The sequence below is a fragment of the Streptomyces sp. BoleA5 genome (assembly GCF_000373665.1).
Lineage (GTDB): Bacteria > Actinomycetota > Actinomycetes > Streptomycetales > Streptomycetaceae > Actinacidiphila.
Map to the genome: position 1 here is coordinate 166,225 of NZ_KB892113.1, position 24,790 is coordinate 191,014.

At 72.6% G+C, this 24,790-nt stretch carries 22 protein-coding genes; 11 read left to right on the forward strand and 11 right to left on the reverse strand.

The features are described from left to right. Positions 1 to 86: 86 nt before the first annotated feature. Positions 87 to 1,049 carry a daunorubicin resistance protein DrrA family ABC transporter ATP-binding protein gene (locus B085_RS0125045; protein ID WP_026251409.1) on the forward strand — a complete coding sequence of 321 codons (963 nt, stop codon included), beginning with the start codon at positions 87 to 89 and terminating at the stop codon, positions 1,047 to 1,049. After that, positions 1,046 to 1,903: an ABC transporter permease gene (locus tag B085_RS0125050; protein WP_018561351.1), complete on the forward strand. Its 858-nt coding sequence runs from the start codon at positions 1,046 to 1,048 to the stop codon at positions 1,901 to 1,903. The genes B085_RS0125045 and B085_RS0125050 overlap by 4 nt, the downstream gene beginning before the upstream one ends. A gap of 85 nt (positions 1,904 to 1,988) precedes the next feature. Here the strand turns inward: B085_RS0125050 and greA are convergent, their stop codons facing one another. Both greA and B085_RS0125060 read right to left on the reverse strand, forming a co-directional pair. Continuing rightward, positions 1,989 to 2,486 carry a transcription elongation factor GreA gene (greA, locus tag B085_RS0125055; protein WP_018561352.1) on the reverse strand — a complete coding sequence of 166 codons (498 nt, stop codon included), beginning with the start codon at positions 2,484 to 2,486 and terminating at the stop codon, positions 1,989 to 1,991. Positions 2,487 to 2,666: 180 nt separating this feature from the next. After that, the gene (locus B085_RS0125060) at positions 2,667 to 3,077 is read right to left on the reverse strand and encodes a DUF4307 domain-containing protein (protein WP_018561353.1); all 411 of its coding nucleotides are present in this window, start codon (positions 3,075 to 3,077) and stop codon (positions 2,667 to 2,669) included. A gap of 106 nt (positions 3,078 to 3,183) precedes the next feature. On the opposite strand from B085_RS0125060, the gene mca reads away from it, so the two are divergent. Then, complete coding sequence (mca, locus tag B085_RS0125065) at positions 3,184 to 4,056, forward strand: mycothiol conjugate amidase Mca (protein WP_018561354.1); 873 nt, start codon at positions 3,184 to 3,186, stop codon at positions 4,054 to 4,056. A gap of 4 nt (positions 4,057 to 4,060) precedes the next feature. Beyond that, positions 4,061 to 4,339 (forward strand): hypothetical protein, encoded by a 279-nt coding sequence (locus B085_RS0125070; RefSeq protein WP_018561355.1) that lies wholly within the window; start codon positions 4,061 to 4,063, stop codon positions 4,337 to 4,339. A 49-nt stretch (positions 4,340 to 4,388) separates the two neighbouring features. Here the strand turns inward: B085_RS0125070 and B085_RS0125075 are convergent, their stop codons facing one another. Both B085_RS0125075 and B085_RS0125080 read right to left on the reverse strand, forming a co-directional pair. Then, a complete protein-coding gene (locus B085_RS0125075) occupies positions 4,389 to 4,700 on the reverse strand; it encodes a hypothetical protein (protein WP_018561356.1) in 312 nt (103 codons plus the stop codon). An 82-nt stretch (positions 4,701 to 4,782) separates the two neighbouring features. Continuing rightward, a complete protein-coding gene (locus B085_RS0125080; RefSeq protein WP_018561357.1) occupies positions 4,783 to 7,944 on the reverse strand; it encodes a tetratricopeptide repeat protein in 3,162 nt (1,053 codons plus the stop codon). A gap of 181 nt (positions 7,945 to 8,125) precedes the next feature. Here B085_RS0125080 and B085_RS49510 point away from each other — a divergent pair, with 181 nt between their 5' ends. After that, complete coding sequence (locus B085_RS49510) at positions 8,126 to 8,410, forward strand: hypothetical protein (protein ID WP_158689821.1); 285 nt, start codon at positions 8,126 to 8,128, stop codon at positions 8,408 to 8,410. 61 nt (positions 8,411 to 8,471) lie between these two features. Here the strand turns inward: B085_RS49510 and B085_RS0125090 are convergent, their stop codons facing one another. Further along, positions 8,472 to 8,861, reverse strand: a complete 390-nt coding sequence (locus B085_RS0125090) for a helix-turn-helix transcriptional regulator (RefSeq protein ID WP_234018650.1) — start codon at positions 8,859 to 8,861, stop codon at positions 8,472 to 8,474. Positions 8,862 to 8,979: 118 nt separating this feature from the next. On the opposite strand from B085_RS0125090, the gene B085_RS0125095 reads away from it, so the two are divergent. Continuing rightward, positions 8,980 to 11,010 (forward strand): thioredoxin domain-containing protein, encoded by a 2,031-nt coding sequence (locus B085_RS0125095; protein ID WP_018561360.1) that lies wholly within the window; start codon positions 8,980 to 8,982, stop codon positions 11,008 to 11,010. Positions 11,011 to 11,082: 72 nt separating this feature from the next. Here B085_RS0125095 and B085_RS0125100 read toward each other — a convergent pair whose 3' ends face one another. Together B085_RS0125100 and trhA are read right to left on the reverse strand one after the other, a co-directional pair. Next, the gene (locus B085_RS0125100; protein ID WP_037732386.1) at positions 11,083 to 11,694 is read right to left on the reverse strand and encodes a TetR family transcriptional regulator; all 612 of its coding nucleotides are present in this window, start codon (positions 11,692 to 11,694) and stop codon (positions 11,083 to 11,085) included. 97 nt (positions 11,695 to 11,791) lie between these two features. Continuing rightward, the gene (trhA, locus tag B085_RS0125105; RefSeq protein WP_026251412.1) at positions 11,792 to 12,493 is read right to left on the reverse strand and encodes a PAQR family membrane homeostasis protein TrhA; all 702 of its coding nucleotides are present in this window, start codon (positions 12,491 to 12,493) and stop codon (positions 11,792 to 11,794) included. A 254-nt stretch (positions 12,494 to 12,747) separates the two neighbouring features. On the opposite strand from trhA, the gene B085_RS0125110 reads away from it, so the two are divergent. After that, entirely contained in the window at positions 12,748 to 14,568 is a 1,821-nt protein-coding gene (locus tag B085_RS0125110; RefSeq protein ID WP_026251413.1) for a phosphoenolpyruvate carboxykinase (GTP), read from the forward strand. Positions 14,569 to 14,759: 191 nt separating this feature from the next. Here B085_RS0125110 and B085_RS0125115 read toward each other — a convergent pair whose 3' ends face one another. The 3 genes from B085_RS0125115 to B085_RS0125125 form a co-directional block, all read right to left on the reverse strand. Continuing rightward, on the reverse strand, positions 14,760 to 15,161 hold the full coding sequence (locus B085_RS0125115; RefSeq protein ID WP_018561364.1) for a hypothetical protein: 402 nt from the start codon (positions 15,159 to 15,161) through the stop codon (positions 14,760 to 14,762). 92 nt (positions 15,162 to 15,253) lie between these two features. Beyond that, the gene (locus tag B085_RS0125120) at positions 15,254 to 16,465 is read right to left on the reverse strand and encodes a pyridoxal phosphate-dependent aminotransferase (protein ID WP_018561365.1); all 1,212 of its coding nucleotides are present in this window, start codon (positions 16,463 to 16,465) and stop codon (positions 15,254 to 15,256) included. A gap of 76 nt (positions 16,466 to 16,541) precedes the next feature. Further along, a complete protein-coding gene (locus tag B085_RS0125125) occupies positions 16,542 to 18,110 on the reverse strand; it encodes an N-acyl-D-amino-acid deacylase family protein (protein ID WP_018561366.1) in 1,569 nt (522 codons plus the stop codon). A 372-nt stretch (positions 18,111 to 18,482) separates the two neighbouring features. Here B085_RS0125125 and B085_RS48240 point away from each other — a divergent pair, with 372 nt between their 5' ends. Further along, a complete protein-coding gene (locus tag B085_RS48240) occupies positions 18,483 to 21,014 on the forward strand; it encodes a hypothetical protein (protein ID WP_018561367.1) in 2,532 nt (843 codons plus the stop codon). Positions 21,015 to 21,307: 293 nt separating this feature from the next. Here the strand turns inward: B085_RS48240 and B085_RS0125135 are convergent, their stop codons facing one another. Beyond that, on the reverse strand, positions 21,308 to 22,558 hold the full coding sequence (locus tag B085_RS0125135; RefSeq protein ID WP_018561368.1) for an alanine racemase: 1,251 nt from the start codon (positions 22,556 to 22,558) through the stop codon (positions 21,308 to 21,310). Between the two features lie 125 nt (positions 22,559 to 22,683). Here B085_RS0125135 and B085_RS0125140 point away from each other — a divergent pair, with 125 nt between their 5' ends. The 3 genes from B085_RS0125140 to B085_RS0125150 are packed head-to-tail and all read left to right on the forward strand — an operon-like array spanning position 22,684 to position 24,751. After that, on the forward strand, positions 22,684 to 23,595 hold the full coding sequence (locus tag B085_RS0125140; protein WP_051102165.1) for a sugar kinase: 912 nt from the start codon (positions 22,684 to 22,686) through the stop codon (positions 23,593 to 23,595). After that, entirely contained in the window at positions 23,592 to 24,350 is a 759-nt protein-coding gene (locus B085_RS0125145) for an IclR family transcriptional regulator (protein ID WP_018561370.1), read from the forward strand. The genes B085_RS0125140 and B085_RS0125145 overlap by 4 nt, the downstream gene beginning before the upstream one ends. Then, a complete protein-coding gene (locus B085_RS0125150; protein WP_018561371.1) occupies positions 24,347 to 24,751 on the forward strand; it encodes a RidA family protein in 405 nt (134 codons plus the stop codon). Before B085_RS0125145 ends, B085_RS0125150 begins: the two co-directional genes overlap by 4 nt. The last annotated feature ends 39 nt before the right edge of the window (positions 24,752 to 24,790 follow it).

Sequence of the window (24,790 nt, forward strand, 5' to 3'; positions counted from 1 at the left end):
CGCGACACATCGTGGTGCGCTGCCGCATGGCCGTGTGCCGCACCCCACTGTCCCCATGCACCCCAGCCCCGAATCGGAGACATCGCATGCCAGGCGCCATCCATGCCGAAGGTCTGGTGAAGACCTTCGGCGACGTACGGGCACTGGACGGAGTGGACCTCGACGTCCCTGAGGGGACCGTCCTGGGCCTCCTCGGCCCCAACGGGGCCGGGAAGACGACCGCCGTGCGCGTCCTGACCACCCTGCTGCAGCCCGACAGCGGCAAGGCGGTCGTGGCCGGCATAGACGTGCTGAAGCACCCCAACGAGGTGCGCCGGCGGATCGGCCTGTCCGGCCAGTTCGCGGCGGTCGACGAGTACCTGACCGGCCGAGAGAACCTGCAGATGGTCGGCCAGCTGTACCAGATGAGCGCCAGGGACGCGAAGGCCCGTGCGGCGGAGCTGCTCGAGCGCTTCAACCTCGCCGAGGCCGCCGACCGCACGGCCAAGACCTACTCCGGCGGCATGCGGCGCCGGCTCGACCTGGCCGCCGCGCTGGTCGTCAGGCCGCCGGTGATGTTCATGGACGAGCCGACCACCGGCCTCGACCCCCGCAACCGCCTCGCGCTGTGGGAGGTCATCCAGGACCTGGTCGCCGGCGGCACCACGCTGCTGCTCACCACGCAGTACCTGGAGGAGGCCGACCACCTCGCCCACGACATCTGCGTGATCGACCACGGCAAGGTCATCGCCCGCGGCACCTCGGACGAGCTGAAGGCCCGGACGGGCGGCGAGCGCGTCGAGGTCGTCGTCCACGACCGCGACCACCTGGTGACCGCCACCGAGGTGCTGGACGGCTTCGGCAAGGGCGAGACCACCGTCGACAACCACACCCGGCGGATCACCGTCCCCGTCTCGGGCGGCGCCAAGCTGCTCGCCGAGGTCATCCGCGAGCTCGACACCCGCGGCATCGAGATCGACGACATCGGTCTGCGCCGGCCCACGCTCGACGACGTGTTCATGTCCCTCACCGGCCACGCCGCCGAGGAGAAGGAAGAGGAGTCCCAGTGACCACGGTGACCGACGCGGTCTCCACCAGCGCGCCGCGCACCTCCAACGCGATCGTGCAGTCCGTACGCGACTCGCTCGTGGTCGCCCGGCGCAATCTGATCCGCATGCTGCGCATCCCCGAGGTCGTGATCTTCGGCCTTGTGCAGCCGATCATGTTCGTGGTGCTGTTCAGCTACGTCTTCGGCGGCTCCATGAACGTCGGCGGCTCCACCAGCCCCGCGCTCTACCGCGAGTTCCTGATGGCGGGCATCTTCGCCCAGACCGTGACCTTCGCCACCGCGGGCGCCGGCGCGGGCATCGCGGACGACATGCACAAGGGCCTCATCGACCGCTTCCGGTCGCTGCCCATGGCCCGCGGCGCGGTGCTCACCGGCCGCACGCTGGCGGACCTGGTGCAGACGGCCCTCACGGTCGTGGTGCTCGCGATCGTCGCCGTACTCGTCGGCTGGCGCGTCCACGAGGGCCTGCCCAAGGCGATCGCGGCGTTCGGCCTGCTGCTCCTGCTCGGCTACGCCTTCTCCTGGATCGGCGCCCTGATCGGCCTGTCCGTGCGCACCCCGGAGGCGGCCACCTCGGGCGGTCTGATCTGGCTGTTCCCGCTGACGTTCATCTCGAACGCCTTCGTGGACTCCAACCAGATGACCCCCTGGCTGCGGCACATCGCCGAGTGGAACCCGTTCAGCGCCACCGTGCTGGCCTGCCGGGAGCTGTTCGGCAACCTTCCGCCCGGCTACCGGACGCCGGACGTCTGGCCGATGCAGCACCCGGTACTCGCCTCGGTGCTGTGGTCGATCGTGATCATCCTGGTCTTCCGGACCCTGGCGGTGCGCAAGTACCGCTCGGCGACCGCCTGATCCCCGGCCCGCGGGCGCACGCCCGCGGCACGCAACGAGCCCCCGGCCGTGAGGCCGGGGGCTCGTCCGCGTTCCGGGGGCGGCGTCAGCCGCTGTGCGGCTTGGCGTCGAGGATCTTCACCGAGGCCTTCCTGCCGTTCGGCAGCTCGTACGAAGCGTCCTCGCCGATCTTCTTGCCGTTCACACCCGCGCCGAGCGGGGACTGCGGGGAGTAGGTCTCCAGCTCGGAGGAGACGTACTCACGCGAGCCGAGCAGGAACTTCAGGGTGTCGTCCGGGTCGCCGTCGAAGGCGATCGTCACGACCATGCCGGGCGCCACCACGCCGTTGTCCGCCGGGGCCTCGCCCACCTTGGCGTGCTGCAGGAGCTGCGTCAGCTGGCGGATCCGGAGCTCCAGCTTGCCCTGGTCCTCGCGTGCCGCGTGGTAGCCGGCGTTCTCCTTGAGATCGCCTTCCTGGCGGGCTTCCTCGATCTTGGCGACGATCTCGGCGCGTGCGGGACCCGACAGATGCTCCAGCTCGGCCTTGAGCTGGTCGTACGCCTCCTGGGTCAGCCAGGTGACGTTCTCGCTGGTCTGGGTCACAGGTGCTCCTCGTCGGTACTCGAACTCGCTTGCTTACAAATGAACGCCCTACCCAGAAAGATGCGTCTTCGCGGGAGGGCGAAACCACGAGCGTAACAATTCCCCCCGACAAAGGGCGAGAGGGAAATCATCAGGAGGCCATAGACCCAGGTCACGAGGCGAATGGCCGGGCAGGTCGGATCAGTCGGCGGGTTGGCAGCCGACCAGTTCGGCGGAAGTGCCGCGACTCGTGGTGCGAATGGTGACGACGGTGTCGATGCGACTGGTGTGCTGATTGAGGCGAACATCCTTACGGCCGACCTCGCCGTGGTCCTCGGCGAGCGAACGCAGGGTGCACACCGCCGTGATCCCGGCGTCCTTGCGCACCTCGATGTGGGCCTGGACCTCCTGGTCGGTCACGACCTTGAACTTGATCACCTCGGCGCTGACCTCGCTGCCGGTGAGCTTGTCCCAGCCGATCCAGCCGACGAACAGCAGCAGGACGACACCGAGCACCGAGCCGACCAGCCGCAGTCTGCGGTCCGCGCGCGCGTCGGCGTCGGCACCCCGCCCGTAGCGTCCCTCGGGCAGTCCGTCAGGCCCCGCGCTCATCATCCAGTCCTCCCGGGGCCCGCGGAATCCCGCCTTGGAATCAAACAGCCCCTCGCTTCGGTCACTATAGAAGCCGCTACTTACGACCCATGACTGAGGACCGACCTTGACCGAGCAGCTGCGACTGATGGCCGTGCACGCACACCCCGACGACGAGTCCAGCAAGGGCGCGGCCACCATGGCCAAGTACGTCTCCGAGGGCGTCGACGTCCTGGTCGCCACCTGCACCGGTGGCGAGCGCGGTTCCGTGCTCAACCCCAAACTGCAGGGCGACACGTACATCGAGGAGCACATCCACGAGGTCCGCGCCAAGGAGATGGACGAGGCGCGCCAGATTCTCGGCGTCCGGCAGTCCTGGCTCGGCTACGTCGACTCCGGGCTCCCCGAGGGCGACCCGCTGCCCCCGCTGCCCGAGGGCTGCTTCGCCCTCCAGGACGTGGACGAGGCCGCGGGGACCCTGGTGAAGCTCATCCGCGAGTTCCGCCCGCACGTGATCACCACGTACGACGAGAACGGCGGCTACCCGCACCCCGACCACATCATGACCTACAAGATCTCGGTGGTCGCCTTCGACGCCGCGGGCGACCCGGAGCGCTACCCCGAGGCCGGCGAGCCGTGGACTCCGCTGAAGCTCTACTACAACCAGGGCTTCAACCGGCAGCGGACCGTCGCCCTGCACGAGGCGCTGCTCGCCCGCGGGCTGGAGTCCCCGTACGGCGAGTGGCTGGAGCGCTGGCAGACCGCCGACCGGCCGGAGCGCAACATCACCACGCATGTGCCGTGCGCCGACTTCTTCGAGATCCGGGACAAGGCGCTGCTCGCGCACGCCACCCAGATCGACCCAGACGGCTCCTGGTTCCACGTCCCGATGGAGCTCCAGAAGGAGGTCTGGCCCACCGAGGACTACGAGCTCGCGCAGTCCCGGGTGGACACCTCCCTCCCCGAGGACGACCTCTTCGCGGGCATCCGGGAGAATTGAGCGCGTGAACGCGACATTCGGCTCTGCCGCAGCCCAGCTCGTCCCCCTGGCCGCCAAGGACCTGGACGAGAACAAGGTGACGCCCGGTCTCCTCGGCTTCGTCATCTTCGCCCTCATCGGCTTCTCCCTGTGGTGGCTGATGAAGAACATGAACAAGCAGTTCAAGAAGATCGACTTCGAGGAGCAGCCGCAGCGGACGGAGCAGTCGGAGCCGCAGTCGGAGCGGGCAGAGGCCGCCTCCGCCGCCTCCGGCTCCGAGGGCCCGGGCAGCCGCAAGGGCTGAGGCACGCCGCCGCACCCCCTCCCGCCCGGGAGCGGGTGCGGCGGCGCGCTCACCGCGGCGCGGCGACCGTGACCCGTGTGAAGAGCAGCGGGACGCCCTCGTCGTCCGAGCGGGTGTACGAGGTCCGCACCGCGACCACCCGTACGTCGTGGCCGTGCACGGCGACGTGCCCGCCGACGGCGGGGACGGGGAGCATGCCGCTGGAGACGATCACGGCGAGGCCGTCGTCGGCGCCGTCCGGTGCCTCCCACGCGAAGGTGATCGTGTGCCGCACCGGGCTCTCGTGGTAGACGCTGGCCTCGCGCGGCAGCGCAAGCTCCCGGTCGCGGATGGGCTGGAGCTCAGCGGGCAGCCGGTCCATGGTTCGTCCTCTCGCGGTCGGTCCCCGTCGCGATTGTCGCCCGCGGGACGCCGCGCGGCCGGTGACACGCTGGGCCGGGCCCTCAGCCCTCCACCGCCCGGTCCACCGGTACGGCCATCACCATGCGGGCGCCCCGCGACGGCACCATGCCCAGCCGCCAGGCCTCCCACGGCGTGCCCGGCTCCACCCCCCGCTCCAGCAGCAGGGCGTAGGCCTCCGCGTACTCCTGCAGGTCGAGGTCGCGCCCCACGTACACGTCGTCCGCCAGCCGGGCGAGCCGCTCTCGGGCCTCGGCGGCGCCCTCGCGCGAGAGCAGCGGCAGCAGCGTGCACTGCAGGAACCGCGCCCACGCCAGGCCGCGCCGGTCGTCGATGCCGGCGAAGTGCCGCTCCGCCTCCCGGACGAGTTCCAGGGCCGCCGGGACCCGGCCGTTGCCGGCGTCGATGACGGCGAGCTCCACACAGGACCAGCCCTCGCCGTGCGGCACCCCGGCGCGGTGGAAGTCGGCCCGGGCGTCCTGCAGGAGCTGGCGGGCGAAGCCGCTGTTGCGCAGGTTGCCGGTGAGCGCCGCCCGCTGGTCGCGGGTGACGCGCGCCGAGTGGTGGCGGGCGCAGGCCAGCCCGTAGACGTCCCGCATCCGGCTGAACATGGTCCGGGAGCGCTCCAGGGCCCGCAGGGCCGCGTCCAGCTCGCCGCCCTCCTCCAGAGCCTGGCCGAGGTAGTACAGCGACCACGCCTCGCCGCGGGCGTCCTCGTTCGCCCGGTGGCGGGCCAGGGCCTCGCGCAGCAGGTGCTGGGCGGCGCCGGCGTCCCCGCGCAGCAGGCGGGCGCGGCCGAGCTGGGTGGCGGTCCAGGCCTCGCCGCGCGGGTCGCGGGTCGCGGCGTAGCACTCGCCCGCGGTGCGCAGCTCACGCTCGCCGCGCTCGGCGTCGCCGAGCCGCAGCAGCAGCTGGCCCAGTTGCAGGTGCGCCCAGGCCTCGCCGTGCACGCTCTCGCCCTCCCGGTGCAGCGTCAGCGACTCGGTCAGCAGCCCGTGCGCCTCCGCCAGCCGGCCGGCGTCGCGCAGTACCGCCGCCAGCGCGTGCTGCGTCCAGGCCCGGTCGGCCCGCAGCTCGTCGCCGGCCTGCAGCTCCAGTGCCTCCCGCAGTTTGGCCTCCGCCTCCCGCAGGCCGCCCTGCTGGTGCAGGGTGATGCCCAGGCTGCACAGGGCACGGGCCGCGCCCGCCGGGTGCTGCGCCTCGAAGTACAGATCGACCACCGAGGACAGCGTGGAGCGGGCCTTGTCCAGCTCGCCGAGCTGCCGCGCGGCGATGCCGGTGCGCCACTGCACCGAGCGCACCAGCACCGACTGGTCCGCCTCCCGCTGGTGCGCCTGGGCCAGCTCGCCGATCTCGCCCAGCCGGTACAGGTCGCCGCGGAGCAGGCAGTAGTCGCACAGCGCGCCGAGCAGGTGCTGCACCACGCGCTGGTCGACGCCGTCGGAGTGCCGCAGCGCCGCGGTGATGAAGCTCGACTCCTCGTCCAGCCAGCGCAGCGCCTGGTCCAGCGAGGGGAAGCCCTGCGGGCCGAAGCGGTCGGCGCGGGTCGAGGTCCGGCCGTCGACCAGCCGGATGACCGCGTCCGCCAGTTCGGCGTAGCTGCGGATCAGCCGCTCCTGGGCGGCCGCCCGCTCGGCCGGTTCCTCCTCGTCGAGCAGGCGCGCGTGCGCGAAGCGCCGTACGAGGTCGTGCAGCCGGTAGCGGCTGCCGCGCACGTGCTCGATCAGACCGGCCGAGGCCAGTTCGCCCAGCCGCCGGGCCGCCTCCTGCTCCTCCGCCCCCAGCAGGGCCGCGGCGGCCGCCGCGCCGAGGCTGGTGCGCCCGGCGAGCGCCAGCCGCCGCAGCAGCCGGCGGGCCGGCTCGGGCTGGTCGCGGTAGCGCAGTGCCAGCGCCCGGTCGACCGGGCCGACCGGCCCGTACGCCGCCAGGTCGGCCGCCAGGCGCTCCGCGCCCCGGTCGGGCAGCGAACTGCCCGCGATGCGCAGCGCGAGCGGCAGGCCGCCGCACAGCCGCCGCACGGCGTCGGCGGGACCGGCGCCGTCCGCGGTGACGGCTCCGGGCGCGAGCCCGGCCAGCAGTTCCCGCGAGGCCTCCGCGCCGAGCGGGTCGACCGGCAGCGCGTAGACGCGGGCCGCCGGTACGTCGAGGTCGAGCGGCTCGGCGGACGTGACGAGGACGAGGCTGTCGGAGCGTTCCGGGACCAGGGCGCGGACCTGCTCGGGCCCGGCGGCGTCGTCGAGGACGATGACGACGGGCACGTCGGTGAGGTGTTTCTGGTACTGGTCGGCCAGGCGCCGCAGATGCTGCTCCTGGGAGGTGCGCTCACGGAACAGGAGTTGTTCGCGGGGTGCGCCGAGCCGGTTGAGCAGGTGCAGCAGCGCGTCCCGTACGGGCAGCGGGCGCTCCCCGGGCGCGGCGCCGCGCAGGTCGACGACGCAGGCGCCGCGGAACTGGTCCCTGAGCTGCTGCGCGGCACGCACCGCGAGCGTGGTGCGCCCCGAACCGGCCTGGCCGTGCAGGACGACCACGACGGGCTCCGAGGCGGGGGAGACCCGCGCCTGGTGCACCCACTGGGCGATCTGCCGCAGCGGGTCCCGGCGTCCGGCGAACGGCCCCTCGATGGCGGGCAACTGGGCGAAGGACTGCTCCAGGACGCTGCGCCCCCGCGCGGCGGCGCTGCGGTCGGTGCGGCGCTGCGCCGGCACCTTCGCGGGGGCCGGTGCGGCGCGCCGGCGTTCCAGGAACGGCCGCACGCCGCGCTGTTCCACGGCCTCCAGCCAGGCCTGCCGCAGGTCCCGCGGCCGTGAGCCGTCCCCGCCGGTCGCCAGCGCGGCCGTCACGGCCGCCCCGGCGAGCGCCACCACGCCGCCCACGCCCAGCGCCGTGGACGTCGGGGTGCCCCAGCCGAGGTCCGCCACGCACGCCGCGACGGCCGCGACCGCGGTCACCAGCGCCGGGGTGACCAACGACGACCGGCGGCCCGCGCGTTCCGCCGCCAGCGCGGCGGTGTACGCGGCGTACTCGGCGGCCGCCTCGGCCGCCAACTCGTCGACCGCCGCCCGTGCCTGCCGCAGCGCCTCCTCCGTCTCGCCGGAGCGGCCGCCCCGCGGCTCACCGGCGACGGCGCGTTCCAGCAGCCGTAACACCTCGGCGCGGTCGGACGTGCTCAGTTGCGTACGCCGTTGCGGCGTCTGCTTCGTCACCACTGGCCCCCTCGGTAGCCGCCCGCCCCCAAGTGTCCTGCCGAACACGCCACATCGCGACACCGCGTGCGCGGCCGGACGGCCCCGGACGGCCGGGTCCGGGGTCCGCGGACCCGACCGCCGTACGGTTCCCGGCGGTTCAGGCGCCGTGGCGCAAGGGGCGCATGTCGCCCGGGCTGGACGAGTGGAACCGGGCCGAGACAGGACACCGCTTCGACATCCCGGTCCTGGTCCAGCGTCCGGTCGGCGCCGCCGAGTCGCCGTCCGCACCTTCACCACCGAGGTCTCCTACGACGAGGGCAGGACCTGGCACCCGGCCGAGGTCAAGGGCTCCGGGGTGAAGCGCACCGTGACCGTGGACCATCCGCGCCGCTTCTCGGGCGGTTCGGTCAGCCTGCGCACCCACGTCGAGGACGCGGCGGGCAACTCCTTCCGGGAGACCGTGATCAAGGCCTACCTGTTCGAGTAGCCGCCGCACGGCATGGCGGGGCCCGCCGGATCCGTCCGGCGGACCCCGTACCGCCGTACGCTCAGAGCCAGTTGCGGCGCGCCGCGTGCCAGCCCAGCTGCATGCGGGTGGCGACGCCCGCGAGGTTCATCAGGCCCTGGACGCGCCGCTGGACGGTGCGCTTGCTCACCCGGAGCTGCCCGGCCATCGCCTCGTCGGTCATCCCGGCGACCATCAGGGACAGCAGGTGCCGGTCCTCCGCGACCGGCGCCGCGGGGTCCACCGGACCCGCGCCCCCGATCTGCCCCTCCTCGGTCACCCGCAGCGGGGCGGCGACCTCCCAGTAGTGCTGGAACAGGTCGATGAGCGCCTCCAGCAGGCTGCTCCCCCGCACCAGCGCCGCTCTGAGCTGCCGGGGACCGGCCGGCGCCGTGAGACCCACCGTCTCCAGCATGTCGCCCTCTGCCCTCACCGTCCGGCGATCGATTCCATCAGCACGACCGGCCACGGACAACGTCCGTTGCCGCGGGCAACCGGGATCGCCGCGCGGGTACGGGACGCCGGACAGGGCGATGTGTGAGGGTGGGGGCATGGCCAATCGACTGAGCGGATCCACGTCCCCCTACCTGCTGCAGCACGCGGACAACCCGGTGCACTGGTGGCCGTGGGGCGAGGCGGCCTTCGCGGAGGCACGCGAGCGCGGCGTGCCGGTGCTGCTCAGCGTCGGGTACAGCAGCTGCCACTGGTGCCATGTCATGGCCAGGGAGTCCTTCGAGGACGAGGCCACCGCCGCGTACCTCAACGAGCACTTCGTGCCGGTGAAGGTCGACCGCGAGGAACGCCCCGACGTCGACGCCGTCTACATGGAGGCCGTGCAGGCCGCGACCGGGCAGGGCGGCTGGCCGATGACGGTCTTCCTGACGCCGCAGGGCGAGCCGTTCTACTTCGGCACCTACTTCCCGCCCGCCCCGCGGCACGGCTTGCCCTCCTTCCGCCAGGTGCTGGAGGGCGTCGAGGCGGCCTGGCGCGAGCGGCGCGACGAGGTCGGGGCGGTCGCGGCGAGCATCGTGAAGGACCTGGGCGGACGTTCGCTCGCCCTCGACGGGACGGCCGCCCCGGGGGAGGAGCAGCTCGCGGCGGCGCTGCTCGGGCTCACCCGGGACTACGACCCCTCGTACGGCGGGTTCGGCGGGGCGCCCAAGTTCCCGCCGTCGATGGCCCTGGAGTTCCTGCTGCGGCACCACGCCCGCACCGCCTCCGAGGGGGCGCTCCAGATGGTGCGGGACACCTGCGAGGCGATGGCCCGCGGCGGCATCTACGACCAGATCGGCGGCGGCTTCGCGCGCTACGCCGTGGACCGCACGTGGGTGGTGCCGCACTTCGAGAAGATGCTCTACGACAACGCGCTGCTCTGCCGGCTCTACGCCCACCTGTGGCGCGCCACCGGCTCCGACCTGGCCCGCCGGGTCGCCCTGGAGACCGCCGACTTCCTCCTGCGCGAGCTGCGCACCCACGAGGGCGGCTTCGCCTCCGCGCTCGACGCCGACAGCGACAAGCCGGGCGGCGGCCACGGCGAGGGCGCCTTCTACGTCTGGACTCCGGCGGAGCTGGAGGAGGTCCTCGGCAAGGAGGACGCGGCGCTGGCCGCCGAGTACTTCGGGGTGACGGAGGACGGCACCTTCGAGGAGGGCGCGTCGGTGCTCCAGCTCCCCGCCGACGCCGGGTTCGTGGACGCCGAGCGGATCGCCTCGGTGCGCGGGCGGCTGTTCGCCGCCCGGGAGGGACGGCCCCGCCCCGGCCGCGACGACAAGGTCGTCGCCGCCTGGAACGGACTGGCGATCGCCGCGCTGGCCGAGACCGGGGCCTACTTCGAGCGCCCGGACCTCGTCGCGGCCGCCGTCGAGGCCGCGGACCTGCTGGTGCGGGTCCACATGGACGAGCACGGCCGGCTCGCCCGGACCTCGCGGGACGGCACGGTGGGCGGCAACGCGGGCGTGCTGGAGGACTACGCCGACGTCGCGGAGGGCTTCCTCACGCTCGGCGCGGTGACCGGCGAGGGCGTGTGGCTGGACCTCGCGGGGCTCCTTCTCGACTCCGTGCTGCGGCACTTCACCGGGGAGGACGGCACGCTCTTCGACACCGCAGACGACGCCGAGACGCTGATCCGCCGGCCGCAGGACCCGACCGACAACGCCGCCCCCTCGGGCTGGACGGCCGCGGCCGGCGCGCTGCTGTCGTACGCCGCGTACACCGGATCCTCGCGCCATCGCGAGGCCGCGGAGCGGGCGTTGGGCGTGGTGGGTGCCCTCGGCGGCCGGGTGCCGCGGTTCATCGGCTGGGGCCTTGCCGTCGCGGAGGCGGCGCTCGACGGCCCGCGCGAGATCGCCGTGGTCGGTCCGGCGGGCGACCCGGGCACGGCGGCGCTGCACCGCACCGCGCTTCTCGGCACCGCACCGGGCGCCGTGGTGGCCGTGGGGGAGCCCGGCGCCGGCGAGTACGCCCTCCTGGCCGACCGTCCGCTGCTGGGCGGCCGCCCCGCGGCCTACGTCTGCCGCCACTTCGTGTGCGCGGCGCCGACCGCGGACCCGCAGGCCCTGGCGGAGCAACTGGGCGCGCTCTGAGGCCGGGCGGGCGCCGCGCCTTTCCGCGCGGCGCCCGCCACGGACCCGGGGACCCGTCTGCGCCGACACGGCCTAACGGCAGAGGCCGGCCGCGAGCAGTTCCAGCGAGCGGTCGAGGACGGCGCCGGGGTCGGCGGTGCCGTCCGAGTCGAGCCAGTGGAAGACGGCCTCGGACCAGGCACCCATCACAGCGGCGACGACGACCCGGACCTCGAGGTCGTCGTCGGGGCGCCCGAGCCGCTCGGCCGTGACGGAGGCCAGCAGCCGGCCTGCCTCCCGGATGCGCTCGCCCATGCGCGCGCGGACCGCGGGCACCGAGCGCACCAGGCGCAGCCGCTGCCGCAGCTCCTCCAGCGCGCCCTCGTCGGCGAGGACCCCGCGCAGCGGGCACAGCAGGGCGTGCCGCAGGGAGGCGACGACGGGCTCCCGCGCCGGACGGGCGCGCAGTTCGGCCACCATGACGGGGTCGTGGTCGTCCGGGAGGACGATGTCCTCCTTGGTGGGGAAGTACCGGAAGACCGTGCTGGCCGAGACCTCGGCCGCCTCCGCGATCCGCTCGACGGTGGTCCCGTCGTACCCCTGCGCCTCGAAGAGCCGGAGGGCGGCGCGGCGGATGTCCCGCCGGGTCCGGATCTTCTTGCGCTCGCGGAGGCTCGGTCCGGTCGGTACGGTCACGCTCGTCATTGTCGGGCATCGACGGTGCGCGCGGTCCCGTGGGCTGCGGCGGGCACGGGCGCCGGCCGCACTGGTGACAGTGACTACCGAAAAGGAGCGGCTGTCACTACGCGTGGTTGTAGGCGACCAGCGAGATGCCCACGTAGTGGACGATGAACGCGGCCAGAGTGAACGAGTGGAAGACCTCGTGGAAGCCGAAGAAGCGCGGTGAGGGGTTGGGGCGCTTGGTCCCGTAGACCACGGCTCCGACGCTGTACAGCAGGCCGCCCACGACGATCAGGACGAGCACGGCGACGCCGCCCTGCCGCAGGAAGTCGGGCAGGAAGAAGACCGCCGCCCAGCCCAGCGCGATGTAGCAGGGCGTGTAGAGCCAGCGCGGCGCGCCCACCCAGAAGACCCGGAAGGCGACGCCCGCCAGGGCGCCCGACCAGACCAGCCAGAGCAGGACCTCCTGCTTGCCGTCCGGCAGCAGCAGGAGCGTGAAGGGCGTGTACGTCCCCGCGATGATCAGGAAGATGTTCGCGTGGTCCATCCGGCGCAGCACCGCCGAGCCCCGGGGGCCCCAGTCGCCGCGGTGGTAGAGCGCGCTCACGCCGAACAGCGCGCAGGCGGTGAGCGTGAACACCGCGCAGGCGATCCGCCCGCGGGTGCTCTCGGCGAAGGCGGTCAGGACGACCCCCGCGACGAGGACGGCGGGGAACATCCCGGCATGGAGCCACCCCCTCAGCTTCGGCTTCAAGGGGGCGGCGGCGGATGCGAGTTCTTCAAGCGCGGCGGGCACAACGGGAGTCTCGTCCACGGAGCTCATGAAATCAATGCTACCTACGGTTGCGTAGGTTACCGATACGTAGTAGGCGGTGTCGCCGGGCGTTGGGAGTGGCGATGCTCACCCCACGCGCCCTGGACAGATCGCGTTTCCTGTCCTGATACTCATATGAGTGCGGACGGCACCGGATGAGCATCCACGACAGCAGCATCCGGGTCGCAGCCCCCAAGGGGCCGACAACAACACCCTCGGAATCTGACGCCAGGTGAGTGCACACCGGGCGGAACGGAGCGATCGTGGCGCGCGTCAAAGCGGCTCCCACCAATCACCAGGACCTGATCGCATGGGTCGGCGAGATCGCCGAGCTGACCCAGCCGGACGAGATCGTGTGGTGCGACGGCTCCGAGGAGGAGTACCAGCGCCTCGCGGACGGGCTCGTCTCGAAGGGCACCTTCAAGAAGCTCGACCCGATCAAGCGCCCCAATTCGTACTACGCCGCCTCCGACCCGACCGACGTCGCTCGTGTCGAGGACCGCACCTTCATCTGCTCGGAGCAGGAGCAGGACGCCGGCCCGACCAACCACTGGAAGGCCCCCGCCGAGATGCGGGAGATCTTCAGCGGCGAGAAGGGGCTGTTCCGCGGCTCCATGCGCGGCCGCACCATGTACGTCGTCCCGTTCTGCATGGGCCCGCTCGGCTCCGAGCTGTCCGCGATCGGCGTGGAGATCACCGACTCCGCGTACGTCGCCACCGCCATGCGGACCATGACGCGCATGGGCCAGGACGTGCTCGACGAACTCGGCGAGGACGGCTTCTTCGTCAAGGCCGTGCACTCCGTCGGCGCCCCGCTGGAGCCCGGCCAGGAGGACGTCCCGTGGCCGTGCAACTCCACCAAGTACATCTCGCACTTCCCGGAGAGCCGTGAGATCTGGTCCTACGGCTCCGGCTACGGCGGCAACGCCCTGCTCGGCAAGAAGTGCTACGCCCTGCGCATAGCCTCGGTCATGGCCCGTGACGAGGGCTGGCTGGCCGAGCACATGCTCGTCCTCAAGCTCACCCCGCCGCGCGGTGGGGCCGAGGCCGTCAAGTACGTCGCCGCCGCCTTCCCGAGCGCCTGCGGCAAGACCAACCTCGCCATGCTGGAGCCGACCATCCCCGGCTGGACCGTGGAGACCATCGGCGACGACATCGCCTGGATGCGCTTCGGCGCGGACGGCCGCCTCTACGCGATCAACCCCGAGGCGGGCTTCTTCGGCGTCGCACCGGGCACCGGCGAGCACACCAACGCCAACGCCATGAAGACCCTGTGGGGCAACTCGGTCTTCACCAACGTCGCCCTCACCGACGACAACGACGTCTGGTGGGAGGGCATGACCGAGGAGCTCCCGGCCCACCTCACGGACTGGAAGGGGAACTCCTGGACGCCGGAGTCCGGGACCCCGGCCGCCCACCCCAACGCCCGCTTCACCGTCCCCGCCGCGCAGTGCCCGACGATCGCGCCGGAGTGGGAGGACCCCAAGGGCGTGCCGATCTCGGCCATCCTCTTCGGTGGCCGCCGCGCCTCCGCGGTGCCCCTGGTGACCGAGTCCTTCGACTGGCAGCACGGCGTCTTCCTCGGCGCCAACGTCGCCTCCGAGAAGACCGCCGCCGCCGAGGGCAAGGTCGGCGAGCTGCGCCGCGACCCCTTCGCGATGCTGCCCTTCTGCGGCTACAACATGGGCGACTACTTCGGCCACTGGGTGGGGCTCGGCCAGAAGCACGACGCCGACAAGCTCCCGAAGATCTACTACGTGAACTGGTTCCGCAAGGACGCGGACGGCCGGTTCGTGTGGCCCGGCTTCGGCGAGAACAGCCGCGTGCTGAAGTGGATCGTCGACCGACTCAACGGCCGGGCCGAGGGCGTCGAGACCCCGATCGGCATCCTGCCGGCCGAGGGCTCCCTGGACACCGACGGCCTGGACATCTCGCAGGAGGACCTCGACCTGCTGCTCTCCGTCGACGTCGAGACCTGGCGGCACGAGGCCTCGCTCATCCCGTCCCACCTGGAGACCTTCGGCGACCACACGCCGAAGGAGCTGTGGGACGAGTACCGGGCCCTGGTCGAGCGCCTGGGCTAGCCTTCGCCGGAATCCGGGCGGCCCGGCCCTCCCCGCGTGTGCGGCGCGGGCGGGCGGTCCGGTGGTGGGCCTGGCCCGGCCGCGGGTGTCCCCGACCCTGACCGTCGCCCCGCGGGGCGGACCGAGCCGACCCTCACACCGAGGGCCGGGGCCGGAGGCGACGACCTCCGGTCCCGGCCCTCGGGCGGTTCCTAGGCGGCTGCGGTGTGGACCGCGATGTGGCGCTCGGCGAGCGCCGCGGCCTCCGCGTTCTGGCGTGACTCGGCGACCACCAGGGCCCGGCCGGCGAGCGCGCGCGCCCTACGGTGCAGGGCCGCCACCCGGGCCGCCTCCGCCTGTCCCCGTCCGGCCGGAGCCGTCGAGAGCCGCAGCGGGGGGTGCCCGTGGTGCAGATCCGCCACGGCCTCGGCGAGCTGCTCCGCGGCACGGTCGAGCTTGGGGCAGGGCTCCAGCGCCCGCAGCTCGTCCGTGACGGTCAGCAGTGCGGCGAGGTGTCCGGCGAGCTGGAGGTCCAGCTCCTCGTCACGGCTCCGACGCGGAAGGGTGGGCGCCACCGCCGTATCGACCGATGTGGTGCGGATCGGTTCGTACATGGATGCACTCCTCCTGCAAACAGGAGTACATCCTACCTTGGACTCAGTCTAAGGAGGGAGTGTTTCGATCCATCGGGACGACCGGCGCCCGGTTACGGCTGCCCGTAGCCGTCCAGGAAGCGCGCGATCCGGCCCACGGCGTCCGCCAGATCCTCCTTCGCGGGCAGTGTGACCAGGCGGAAGTGATCCGGCTCCGGCCAGTTGAAGCCGGTGCCCTGCACCACCAGGATCCGCTCCGCCCGCAGCAGGTCCAGCACCATCTGCTGGTCGTCCTTGACCTTGTAGACCTTCGGGTCCAGCCGGGGGAACGCGTACAGCGCGCCCTTGGGCCGCACGCAGGTCACCCCCGGGATCTGCGTCAGCAGGTCGTACGCCACGTCCCGCTGCTCGGCCAGCCGGCCGCCCGGCAGGACCAGGTCCTTGATCGACTGCCGGCCGCCCAGGGCGGTGGCCACCGCGTGCTGTGCCGGGACGTTCGCGCACAGGCGCATGTTCGCCAGGATCGTCAGGCCCTCGAGGTAGCTGGTCGCGTGCTCCTTCGGGCCGCACACCGCGAGCCAGCCGCTGCGGTAGCCGGCCACCCGGTACGCCTTCGACAGCCCGTTGAAGGTGAGCGTCAGCAGGTCGGGGGCGATCGCCGCGGTCGGGGTGTGGGTCACGTCGTCGTAGAGGATCTTGTCGTAGATCTCGTCCGAGCAGACGATCAGGTTGTGCCGGCGGGCGATGTCGGTCAGCTGCCGCAGCAGCTCGTCGTCGTAGACCGCGCCTGTGGGGTTGTTCGGGTTGATGATCACCAGCGCCTTGGTGCGGTCGGTGATCTTGCGCTCGATGTCGGCGAGGTCGGGGAACCAGTCCGCCTGCTCGTCGCAGCGGTAGTGCACCGGGGTGCCGCCCGACAGCGACACGGCGGCCGTCCACAGCGGGTAGTCGGGCGCCGGGATCAGCACCTCGTCGCCGTCGTCCAGCAGCGCCTGCATCGACATCTGGATCAGCTCGGAGACGCCGTTGCCGAGGTAGACGTCCTCGACGTCCAGCTCGATGCCCTTGGTCTGGTAGTGCTGCATGACCGCCCGCCGCGCCGGGAGGATGCCCTTGGAGTCGCCGTAGCCGTGCGCGCCGCCGAGGGAGCGCAGCATGTCCTCCAGGATCTCCGGGGGGCACTCGAAACCGAAGGCGGCGGGGTTGCCGGTGTTCAGCTTCAGGATGCGGTGACCTGCCGCCTCCAGCCGCATGGCCTCCTCCAGCACCGGGCCGCGGATGTCGTAGCAGACGTTGGAGAGCTTCGTGGACTGGATCACCTGCATGCCCGCGAGCTTACGGCCACGTACCGGGGACCGCCCCGTGTTCTTGGCCACGTATGCGCCGAATGGTGAAGTGGCGCTACCTTCGCCGCCCTTTCTCGTTGCGCACGGAACGACCGGCCAGGACGTCCGTCCGGCGGCCGTCCTCGATGACGAACCGCCCGTCGACGAGTACGTGCGGGATGCCGGTGGGCGGTGTGCGCGGCGCCTCGTACGTCGCGCCCGCGGCGACCGTTCCCGGGTCGAAGAGCACCAGGTCCGCGCGGTGGCCCACGCGGACCAGGCCGCGGTCGGACAGCCCCAGCCGGGCCGCGAGGCGGCCGGTGAGGTGCGCGACGCACTCCTCCAGCCCGAGCACGCCGAGCTCGCGCACATAGCGGCCGAGGTAGTGCGGGAAGGTGCCGTACGCCCGGGGGTGCGGCTTGTCCCCGACGAGCAGGCCGTCGCTGCCGCCGGTGTGGGCGCGGTGGCGCATGATCGCCCGGACGTTCTCCTCGTGGCCGACGTGCTGCAGGACCGTCGTGCCCAGGCGGTCCTCCAGCAGCAGCCGGCGCGCCGTCGCGAAGTCCGCCAGCCGGCGCCCCACATGGCCCGCCAGGGCGGGCTCGCGCACCCCGGAGACCTCCAGCGTCCGCCACTCCACGGGCACGCCGTGGCAGCCGTCCGAGCCCACCACCTCCATCGCGTGCCGGATGCGCTCGGCCTGCGCGTCGTCCCGGAGCCGGGCGAAGGTCGCCTCCGGACCGCCCTCCGTCGCCCAGCTCGGCAGGGTCGACGCGAGCGTCGTGCAGCCCGGCAGGTAGGGATACGTGTCGAGGGTGATGTCCGCCCCCGCGGCGAGTGCCTCGTCCAGCAGCGCGAGCAGCTCGGGGGCGCGGCCCGCGTTCACGCCGAAGTTCATCGTGGCGTGCGCCAGGTGCAGGGCGCAGCCCGCCTCCCGGGTCACCGCGATCATCTCCGCGTAGGCCTCCAGCGCGCCGGCGCCGTAACTGCGGTGGTGCGGGCAGTAGTAGCCGCCGTGGGCCGCCACGACCCGGCACAAATCCGTCAGTTCGGCGTCCGAGGCGTACATCCCCGGGGTGTACGTCAGCCCGGACGACATCCCCACGGCGCCCTGCGCCAGCCCCGCGGCGACCAGTTCCCTCATCCGGTCCAGCTCCGCCGGGGTCGCCGGGCGGTCCTCCCACCCGACGGCCAGCATCCGCACGGTGCCCTGCGGGACCAGGTACGCGGCGTTCACGGCGATGCCCCGGTCCAGGCGGTCCAGGTACTCGCCGACGCTGCGCCAGTCGTATTCCAGGCCCTCGGGGTCGCCGTTCCACCCCGCGATCTGGTGGCGCAGCTCGGCCAGCGTGCGGTCGTCCACGGGGGCGTACGACAGCCCGTCCTGGCCCAGCACCTCCAGGGTCACGCCCTGCGCCGCCTTCGCCTCGTGCGCGGGGTCCGTGAGCAGGGCCAGGTCGCTGTGGGCGTGCATGTCGATGAACCCGGGGGCGAGCACGAGCCCGCGGGCGTCCAGGGTGCGGCGTGCGCCGCGTACCGTGCCGATCTCCGTGATGCGGCCGTGCTCGATGCGGACGTCCGCCGGGTACGCCGTGGTCGTCCCGGTCCCGTCCACGACGGTCGCGCCGCGAATCGCCAAGTCCATGCGGGCCTTCCCTCTGCCGGTCGGTCCGTGTCGCGTCCGGTTGCCGGGGCACCGGCGAAATGCGCCGACCAGGCACGCCGCAGTAGCTGCCAGGCGCCGATACCCGCACACATCAAGATCTGTTCCCCGCACCCCGGGTCGCACCTGCGGCAACGCGGGTCTCCCGGAGCCGAATTCCGCGGGCCGCAGCCACGACCCGCCACTGCGGAGCGGGCCGGCTCCATAACGGGGCCCCGCGGTGGGTTCGTCGACAGCGCGGTCTTAGGGTGTCCGCCGGCGGGTTCGCATCCGACGAGCTCGAGGGACAGCAGGGGGAGGACGCAGATGGCGTCGACCGTACGGGCGGGTCGCAGAAGACACGGAACACCCCGCGTGGTGAGGCTGGCGGTCCTGGCGGGCGCTGTGGCCACGGCATCGGCTCTGGTCGTCTCGGGCGTCGGTGTCGGCGCCGAGTCGGCGGCGGGGTCCGAATCCGCTCACGGCCGTGGAGTGGTCGGCACGGTCGCGCAGATGAAGGACGCCCGGGACGTCGCGCGGCTGGCGACGGGGGAGCGGGTGGAACTGGTCGACGGTAAGTATCTCGACATCGCGCAGCGAAACGGGCAGGACGCGGGGCACTACGCCATCACCTCGACGGACGGCTCGATCGGTGTCCGCCCCGTGGGCCGACAGCGGCCATCTGCCGGGACGCGGATGCGCGTCGGCGCGACGCCGTCACTTGCGCCCATGGCGGCGGTCCAGGCGGCGGCGACGTACTCGGTGAAGTTCTCCATCACCAATGCGGACGTCACGACCAAGTCGATCGCTTTGTGGAACCGTTCCACCTGGGCCGCGGTACCGGTGAACGACGACGGCTACGGCCCGGACGCCACCGCCAAGCTCGCGCCGGGCAGCTACTTCGCCGTCGCGCTGCACTCCGACTACGGGCAGCCCAGTTACCTCCTCACCCGTGCGTTCACCGTGACGACCTCCGGTCTGACGGTGAAACTCGACCAGAAGCTGGCCAAGGAGACGGCCATCAGGACCGACGACACCACCGCCGCCCGCGACGCGGCCGCGGTGTGGATCTCGGTCCCCGGCGGCAACCTGGCGGGCTTCGCCGGCCGCGGTATGGACAAGGTCTACACCACGCCCTTCTCGGTCACCGGGGCTTCCCTGCGCGTTCACGAGGTGCTGACCGAGAAGGGGTCCTCCGCCTCCGCCCCCAGCCCGTACCGGTACGACCTGACGCACTCCTTCGACAACACCGTCCCCTCTTCGCCGATCGCGTCGGTACGACAGGCGAGTCTCGCCAAGGCCACCACCCCGATCCGCGCCCAGGGCGTCGCCGTGCGGGCGTATCTGCAGACGGTGCCGCAGACCGGCGAATGGACCGGCGTCTTCATCGGCGACTGGGTGAAGACCGGCGCGACCACCACCGAGTACGTCACCCCGGGCATCTCGTACTCGCGCCTGGTCGACTACGGCGCCGGCGACCACTCCCTTTCGCTGCCCGACCGCACCCTGGCCGCCGGCACCACCACGGCCGGACCCACCGTGGGTGCGGCCCCCTTCGGCCCCGGCCCAGCGGGCAACCGCTCCACCCGCAGCTCCACGACGATGAGCCTGACCGAGTCGGCGACCCTGAGCGACGCGGCAGGCAACCCCGGCACCGACGGCCGCTCGAAGTCCTCCTACCAGCTCACCTCCGGCGGGCGGATCCTCGCGTCGGCCGACGGCCTGTCGCCGTATTCCGGGCTGTCCGCCACCGTCCCGAGCACCACCGCCACTTACCAGCTGACACACACCGTCACGCGCAGGACCGGTTACTCACGCCTGTCGACGCTGGCACGCAACGAATGGACCTTCACCTCCACGGGCAGCAGCAGCTCCCGCGCGCTGCCCCTGATCGACACCTCCTTCTCCGTATCCGCACTGAACGCCCGCAACGCGGCCGGCACCGCCCCCGTGACCGTGGGCGTCACAGCCGCGACCCGCAACTCCGAGGCGGTGGAGACCGTCACCGCCCTGGAGTACTCCACGGATGACGGCACCACCTGGACCCGGCTCCCGCTCACCACCAACGACACCGGCACCGCCGCGACTCTGACCGTCCCGCACACCGCGGCATACGTCTCGCTGCGCGCCACGGCCGTCAACGACGAAGGGGGCAGCGTCCGGCGCACCGTGATCCGCGCCTTCGGCGGACCGGGAATACAGGGCGACGAGCAGGCGGGCACGACGAAGATCTCGAACCTGGTCGTCAACGGCGGGAAGCCGGTGGTCCTCACCACCGACGAGCTCCAGGAGTTCAAGGCGACCTTCACCGCCACCGACCCCTCCGGCATCGCCGAAGGCGACCTGTTCCTGTACCACGGCTCATACGGCGCACCTGACGGCGTACTCCTCGGAACCTGGCCCGCGACCTGCACCGCGCAGTCCGCCACCACCTCGATCTGTGAGACGCAACTGGCCTACATCTGGCCGCGTTCCACCCTGGGGCTCAACTCTCTCGCGGGCACCTGGAAGGTCGCCGCCTGGGCATGGTCGAAGGACGGCACCAGCCACACCGACCTGCACACCGCCCAAAGCGTCCTCGTGCAGCGCCAGTCCCGGCTCACGGTGAACGCTTCTCCGGAGCCGGTCACCAAGGGCAAGACGCTCACGGTCACCGGGACCTTGACCCAGGCGAACTGGCAGTCGGACACGAAGGCCTACGCGGGCTACGGCAGCCAGTCGGTGAGGCTGCAGTTCCGCAAGAAGGGCGAGACCACCTACAAGACCGTCAAGACGGTCATGTCGTTCGCTGGAGCGCTGAAGACCACCGTCACCGCCTCTGCCGACGGCTACTGGCGCTTCAGCTTCGCCGGAACGACCACCACCCCGGCGGTCTCCGCGGCCGGCGACTACGTCGACGTGCAATAGCGAGCAGGACGACAGCGACCGGGGCCCGACCGTGCGCGGACGCCGTTGGTGAACCCGCCCCGCCGGATCTCATCCGGCGGGGCGGAGTGCTGCGAAGATGTGACGCGGGTGCGGCGCCTGCGGGGGGCTGGCCCCCGCCCACCCTCGGCCGGGGGCGCCCCCATCCGGCGCGGTCGGTGCGGGCCTCGCGGGGTGCGTGGTGGGCCGCACCAACCATCACGGGCAATCGGGAGGGCGGGCGGGGGAGAAACCCCAACCGCAACCACACGGCGTCGCACCCGACAACCGGGCCGTCAGAAGAACGTGCGGACGAAGTCCGTGACGACCCCGCCCTCGCCCACGACAGGCACAAGCTGCCACTTGTCGAACGCCGTGCACGGATGCGACACCCCCAGCCCCACCCAGTCGCCGACCGCCAGGTCCCCCGCCCCGGGGGCGACCTCCACGAACGCGTGCTGGTCGGCCAGCCTGGTGACCGTGAGCCCGGCCGCCGGGACGGCGGAACCGTCGGCGCGGCGTACGACCTGCGGCACCGGCAGGTCGAGGTCGTACGGCGCGTCGCGCTTGCCCGCGTTGAGGAGGGCGAGCCCCGGCTCGGGCCGGGAGAGCACCTGGGTCCACAACCGGAACGCGGGTTCGAGCGAGCCCTCCGAGGGGATGCGGTCGCGGAACGGCGTCAGATCGCGGTAGTGGACGTCGTCGTGGGTGACGTACGCCCCGGACCGCAGAAGCCCCAGCACCGGCAGGGACAGGTTCCCGAGCGTGCCGAACGCGTCCGCCACCGCGTCGAACCACTCGCTGCCGCCCGCGCTCACCACGATCTCCCCGGCTTCGGCGAACCGCCCGGCCGCGTCGAAGTCCTTGGCGAGCGCGACCAGTTCACCGAGCCAGCCGCGCGGGTCCGGGGCCGCCGCCTCGTAGCCCGCGACGCCTACGAGGCGCAGGTGCCGCGCCGCGCCGACCGCGTCGGCGACGCGCGCCGCCTCCGCGGAGCCGCGCACGCCGGTGCGGCCTCCCTCCGCGCCGAGTTCGACGACGACGTCCACGGCGGCCGTGAGGGCCGCGTCCATCAGTTCCACCCCGCGCACGGAGTCCACGTAGCAGACGAAGCGGAACTCCGGGTCGCCCGCGAGCTCGCCGGACAGCCAGCGCAGCGCCGCCGCGTCGACGAGCTCGTTGGCGAGGAAGACGCGCCGCACGCCGAACGCCCGGTAGACCCGCACCTGGTGCGGGGTCGCGGCGGTGATGCCCCACGCGCCGTGGGCCAGCTGGCGGGCGAAGAGCTGCGGGGCCATGGAGGTCTTGCCGTGCGGCGCGAAGGCGAGGCCGTGCCTGCCGGCCCAGTCGGCGAGCTGGGCGAGGTTGTGTTCCAGGGCGGGCTCGGAGAGCGTGAGCAGCGGCGTGATGAAGCCGCCGTCGAAGACGGTGCGGCGCTGGGCGGCCAGTTCGCCGACGGTCAGGCCGTCGGCGTCCGGCGGGAGTCCCTTGAAACGGTGGTCCACCCGCTCCCGGTGCAGCTCGTCGATGCCCGTGACCTGGTCCATCCCGCCTCCGTCCGGAGCTGTTGCAATATGTGCAACGGCCGTTGCGCACTGTGTTTCCCGCTGTCTAACATCCCGGCCAGCACCGGGTCAACGGTGCGCGGAGAGGAGCGGATGTGACCGGCACCATGGCCGTGGACGTCGTGTGCGTGGGCGAGTCCATGATCACCTTTGTTCCCTCCGCGCCCGGGCAGCGCCTCGCCGACGCGGCCGCCTTCGACCGCGGGGCGGGCGGCGCGGAGTCCAACGTCGCCTGCGCGCTGGCCCGTCTGGGCCATGCCGTGCGCTGGATCAGCCGGGTGGGCGCCGACCCGTTCGGGGACCATCTGGTGACGGCGATCGCCGCGGCCGGCGTCGACGTCTCGGAGGTGCGCCGCGACCCCGGCCGCCCCACCGGGGTCTACTTCCGCACCGGCGACGGCGAGGTCGCCTACTACCGGTCCGGTTCGGCCGCCACCGCCATGGACCCGGGGAACGTCGACCGGCGCGACGCCTGGGCCGGCCGGGTGCTGCACCTGTCCGGCATCACCCCGGCCCTCTCCCAGGGGTGCGCGGACCTCGTCCACGGGCTCACCGCCCCCGGGCCGGACCGCCCGCTGGTCTCCTTCGACGTCAACCACCGTCCCGCCCTGTGGCGCTCGGCCGACCCCGGACGGCTCGCCGTCCTCGCCGCCCGCTGCGACCTCGTCCTGGTCGGCGAGGACGAGGCCGCGGCCGCGTGGGGCCTGCCGGACGCCGACGCCGTGCGCGAGGCCCTGCCGGATCCGGCCGTCCTCGTCGTCAAGCAGGGCGCGCGCGGTGCCACCGCGTACGAGGGCGGCGCGGACGGGGTGTTCGTGCCCGCGCCGGACACGCCCGTCGTCGACCTCGTCGGGGCCGGTGACGCCTTCGCCGCGGGCTTCCTGTCGGCGACGCTGCGCGCGCTCCCGCTGCGGGACCGGCTCGCCCGGGGCCACGCCCTGGCCGCCGCGGTGATCGGGGTGCGGGGCGACTCGCTCGCCGCCCTCGGCGAGGAGGCATGGGGGAGACTGCGCGCATGAGCCAGACCGTGGACCGCGCACTGCGCATCCTGCCCCTGCTCGCGGAGGGGCCCGCCAACCTCGAACAGGTCGCCACCCGCCTGGACGTGCACAAGTCCACCGCGCTGCGCCTGCTGCGCACCCTGCACGAGCACGGCATGGTCTACCGCCAGGACGACCAGCGCTACCGCCTCGGCGCCCGGCTGTTCGCCCTCGCCCAGGAGGCGATGGAGAACCTGGACGTCCGCGGTATCGCCCACCCCCACCTCGTGGCCCTCAACGAGCTGACCGGGCACACCGTCCACCTCGCGGTGTACGAGGAGGGCGAGGTGGTCTACATCGACAAGGTGGAGAGCCGCTACCCGGTGCGCATGTACTCGCGGATCGGCAAGCCCGTCGCCATCACCGTGGCCGCCGTGGCGAAACTGCTCCTGGCCGACCTGCCCGAGGCGGAGCGGCGCGCGGTCGCGCGGAGCCTGGAGTACCCGCGCTACACCGCGCGTTCGATCACCGACCCCGCCGCCCACCTCGCCGAACTCGCCCGGGTCCGCGAGCAGGGCTGGGCGAGCGACCTCGGCGGTCACGAGGAGTCCATCAACTGCGTCGCCGCGCCGATCCGCGGAGCCGACGGGCGCGTCGCCGCCGCCTGCTCCATCTCCGCCCCCAATGTGGTGGTCAGCGCCGAGGAGTTGCTGAAGCTGTGTCCGCAGGTCCAGCGCACCGCGGAGGCCATCAGCCGCGAGTACTCCGGAAGACCGAGCGAAGGAACCAGATGAGCGAGAAGACCGCGATCACCCCGGCCGGCCACAGCACCCCGCCGGCCAGGTTCTCCCACGGCGTCCGCAAGGGCGGCATCCTGCAGGTGGCCGGCCAGGTCGGCTTCGGCCCCGCCGTGCCGGGGCAGGCACCCGCGCCGGTGGGGCCGGGTCTGCGGGAGCAGACCCTGCAGACCCTCGCCAACGTGCAGGCGGTGCTGGAGGAGGGCGGCTCCTCGTGGGAGGACGTCGTCATGGTCCGCGTCTACCTCACCGACACCGCGCACTTCCCCGAGTTCAACGCCCTCTTCGACGAGTTCTTCGCCGGCCTGAAGGGCGCCCCCGCCGCCCGTACGACGGTCTACGTCGGTCTGCCCGCCGGGCTGCTCGTCGAGATCGACGCGCTCGCCGTCCTGGACTGACCTCCCGCCGTTCCTCGTCATCAAGGCGCGGCCGCAGCC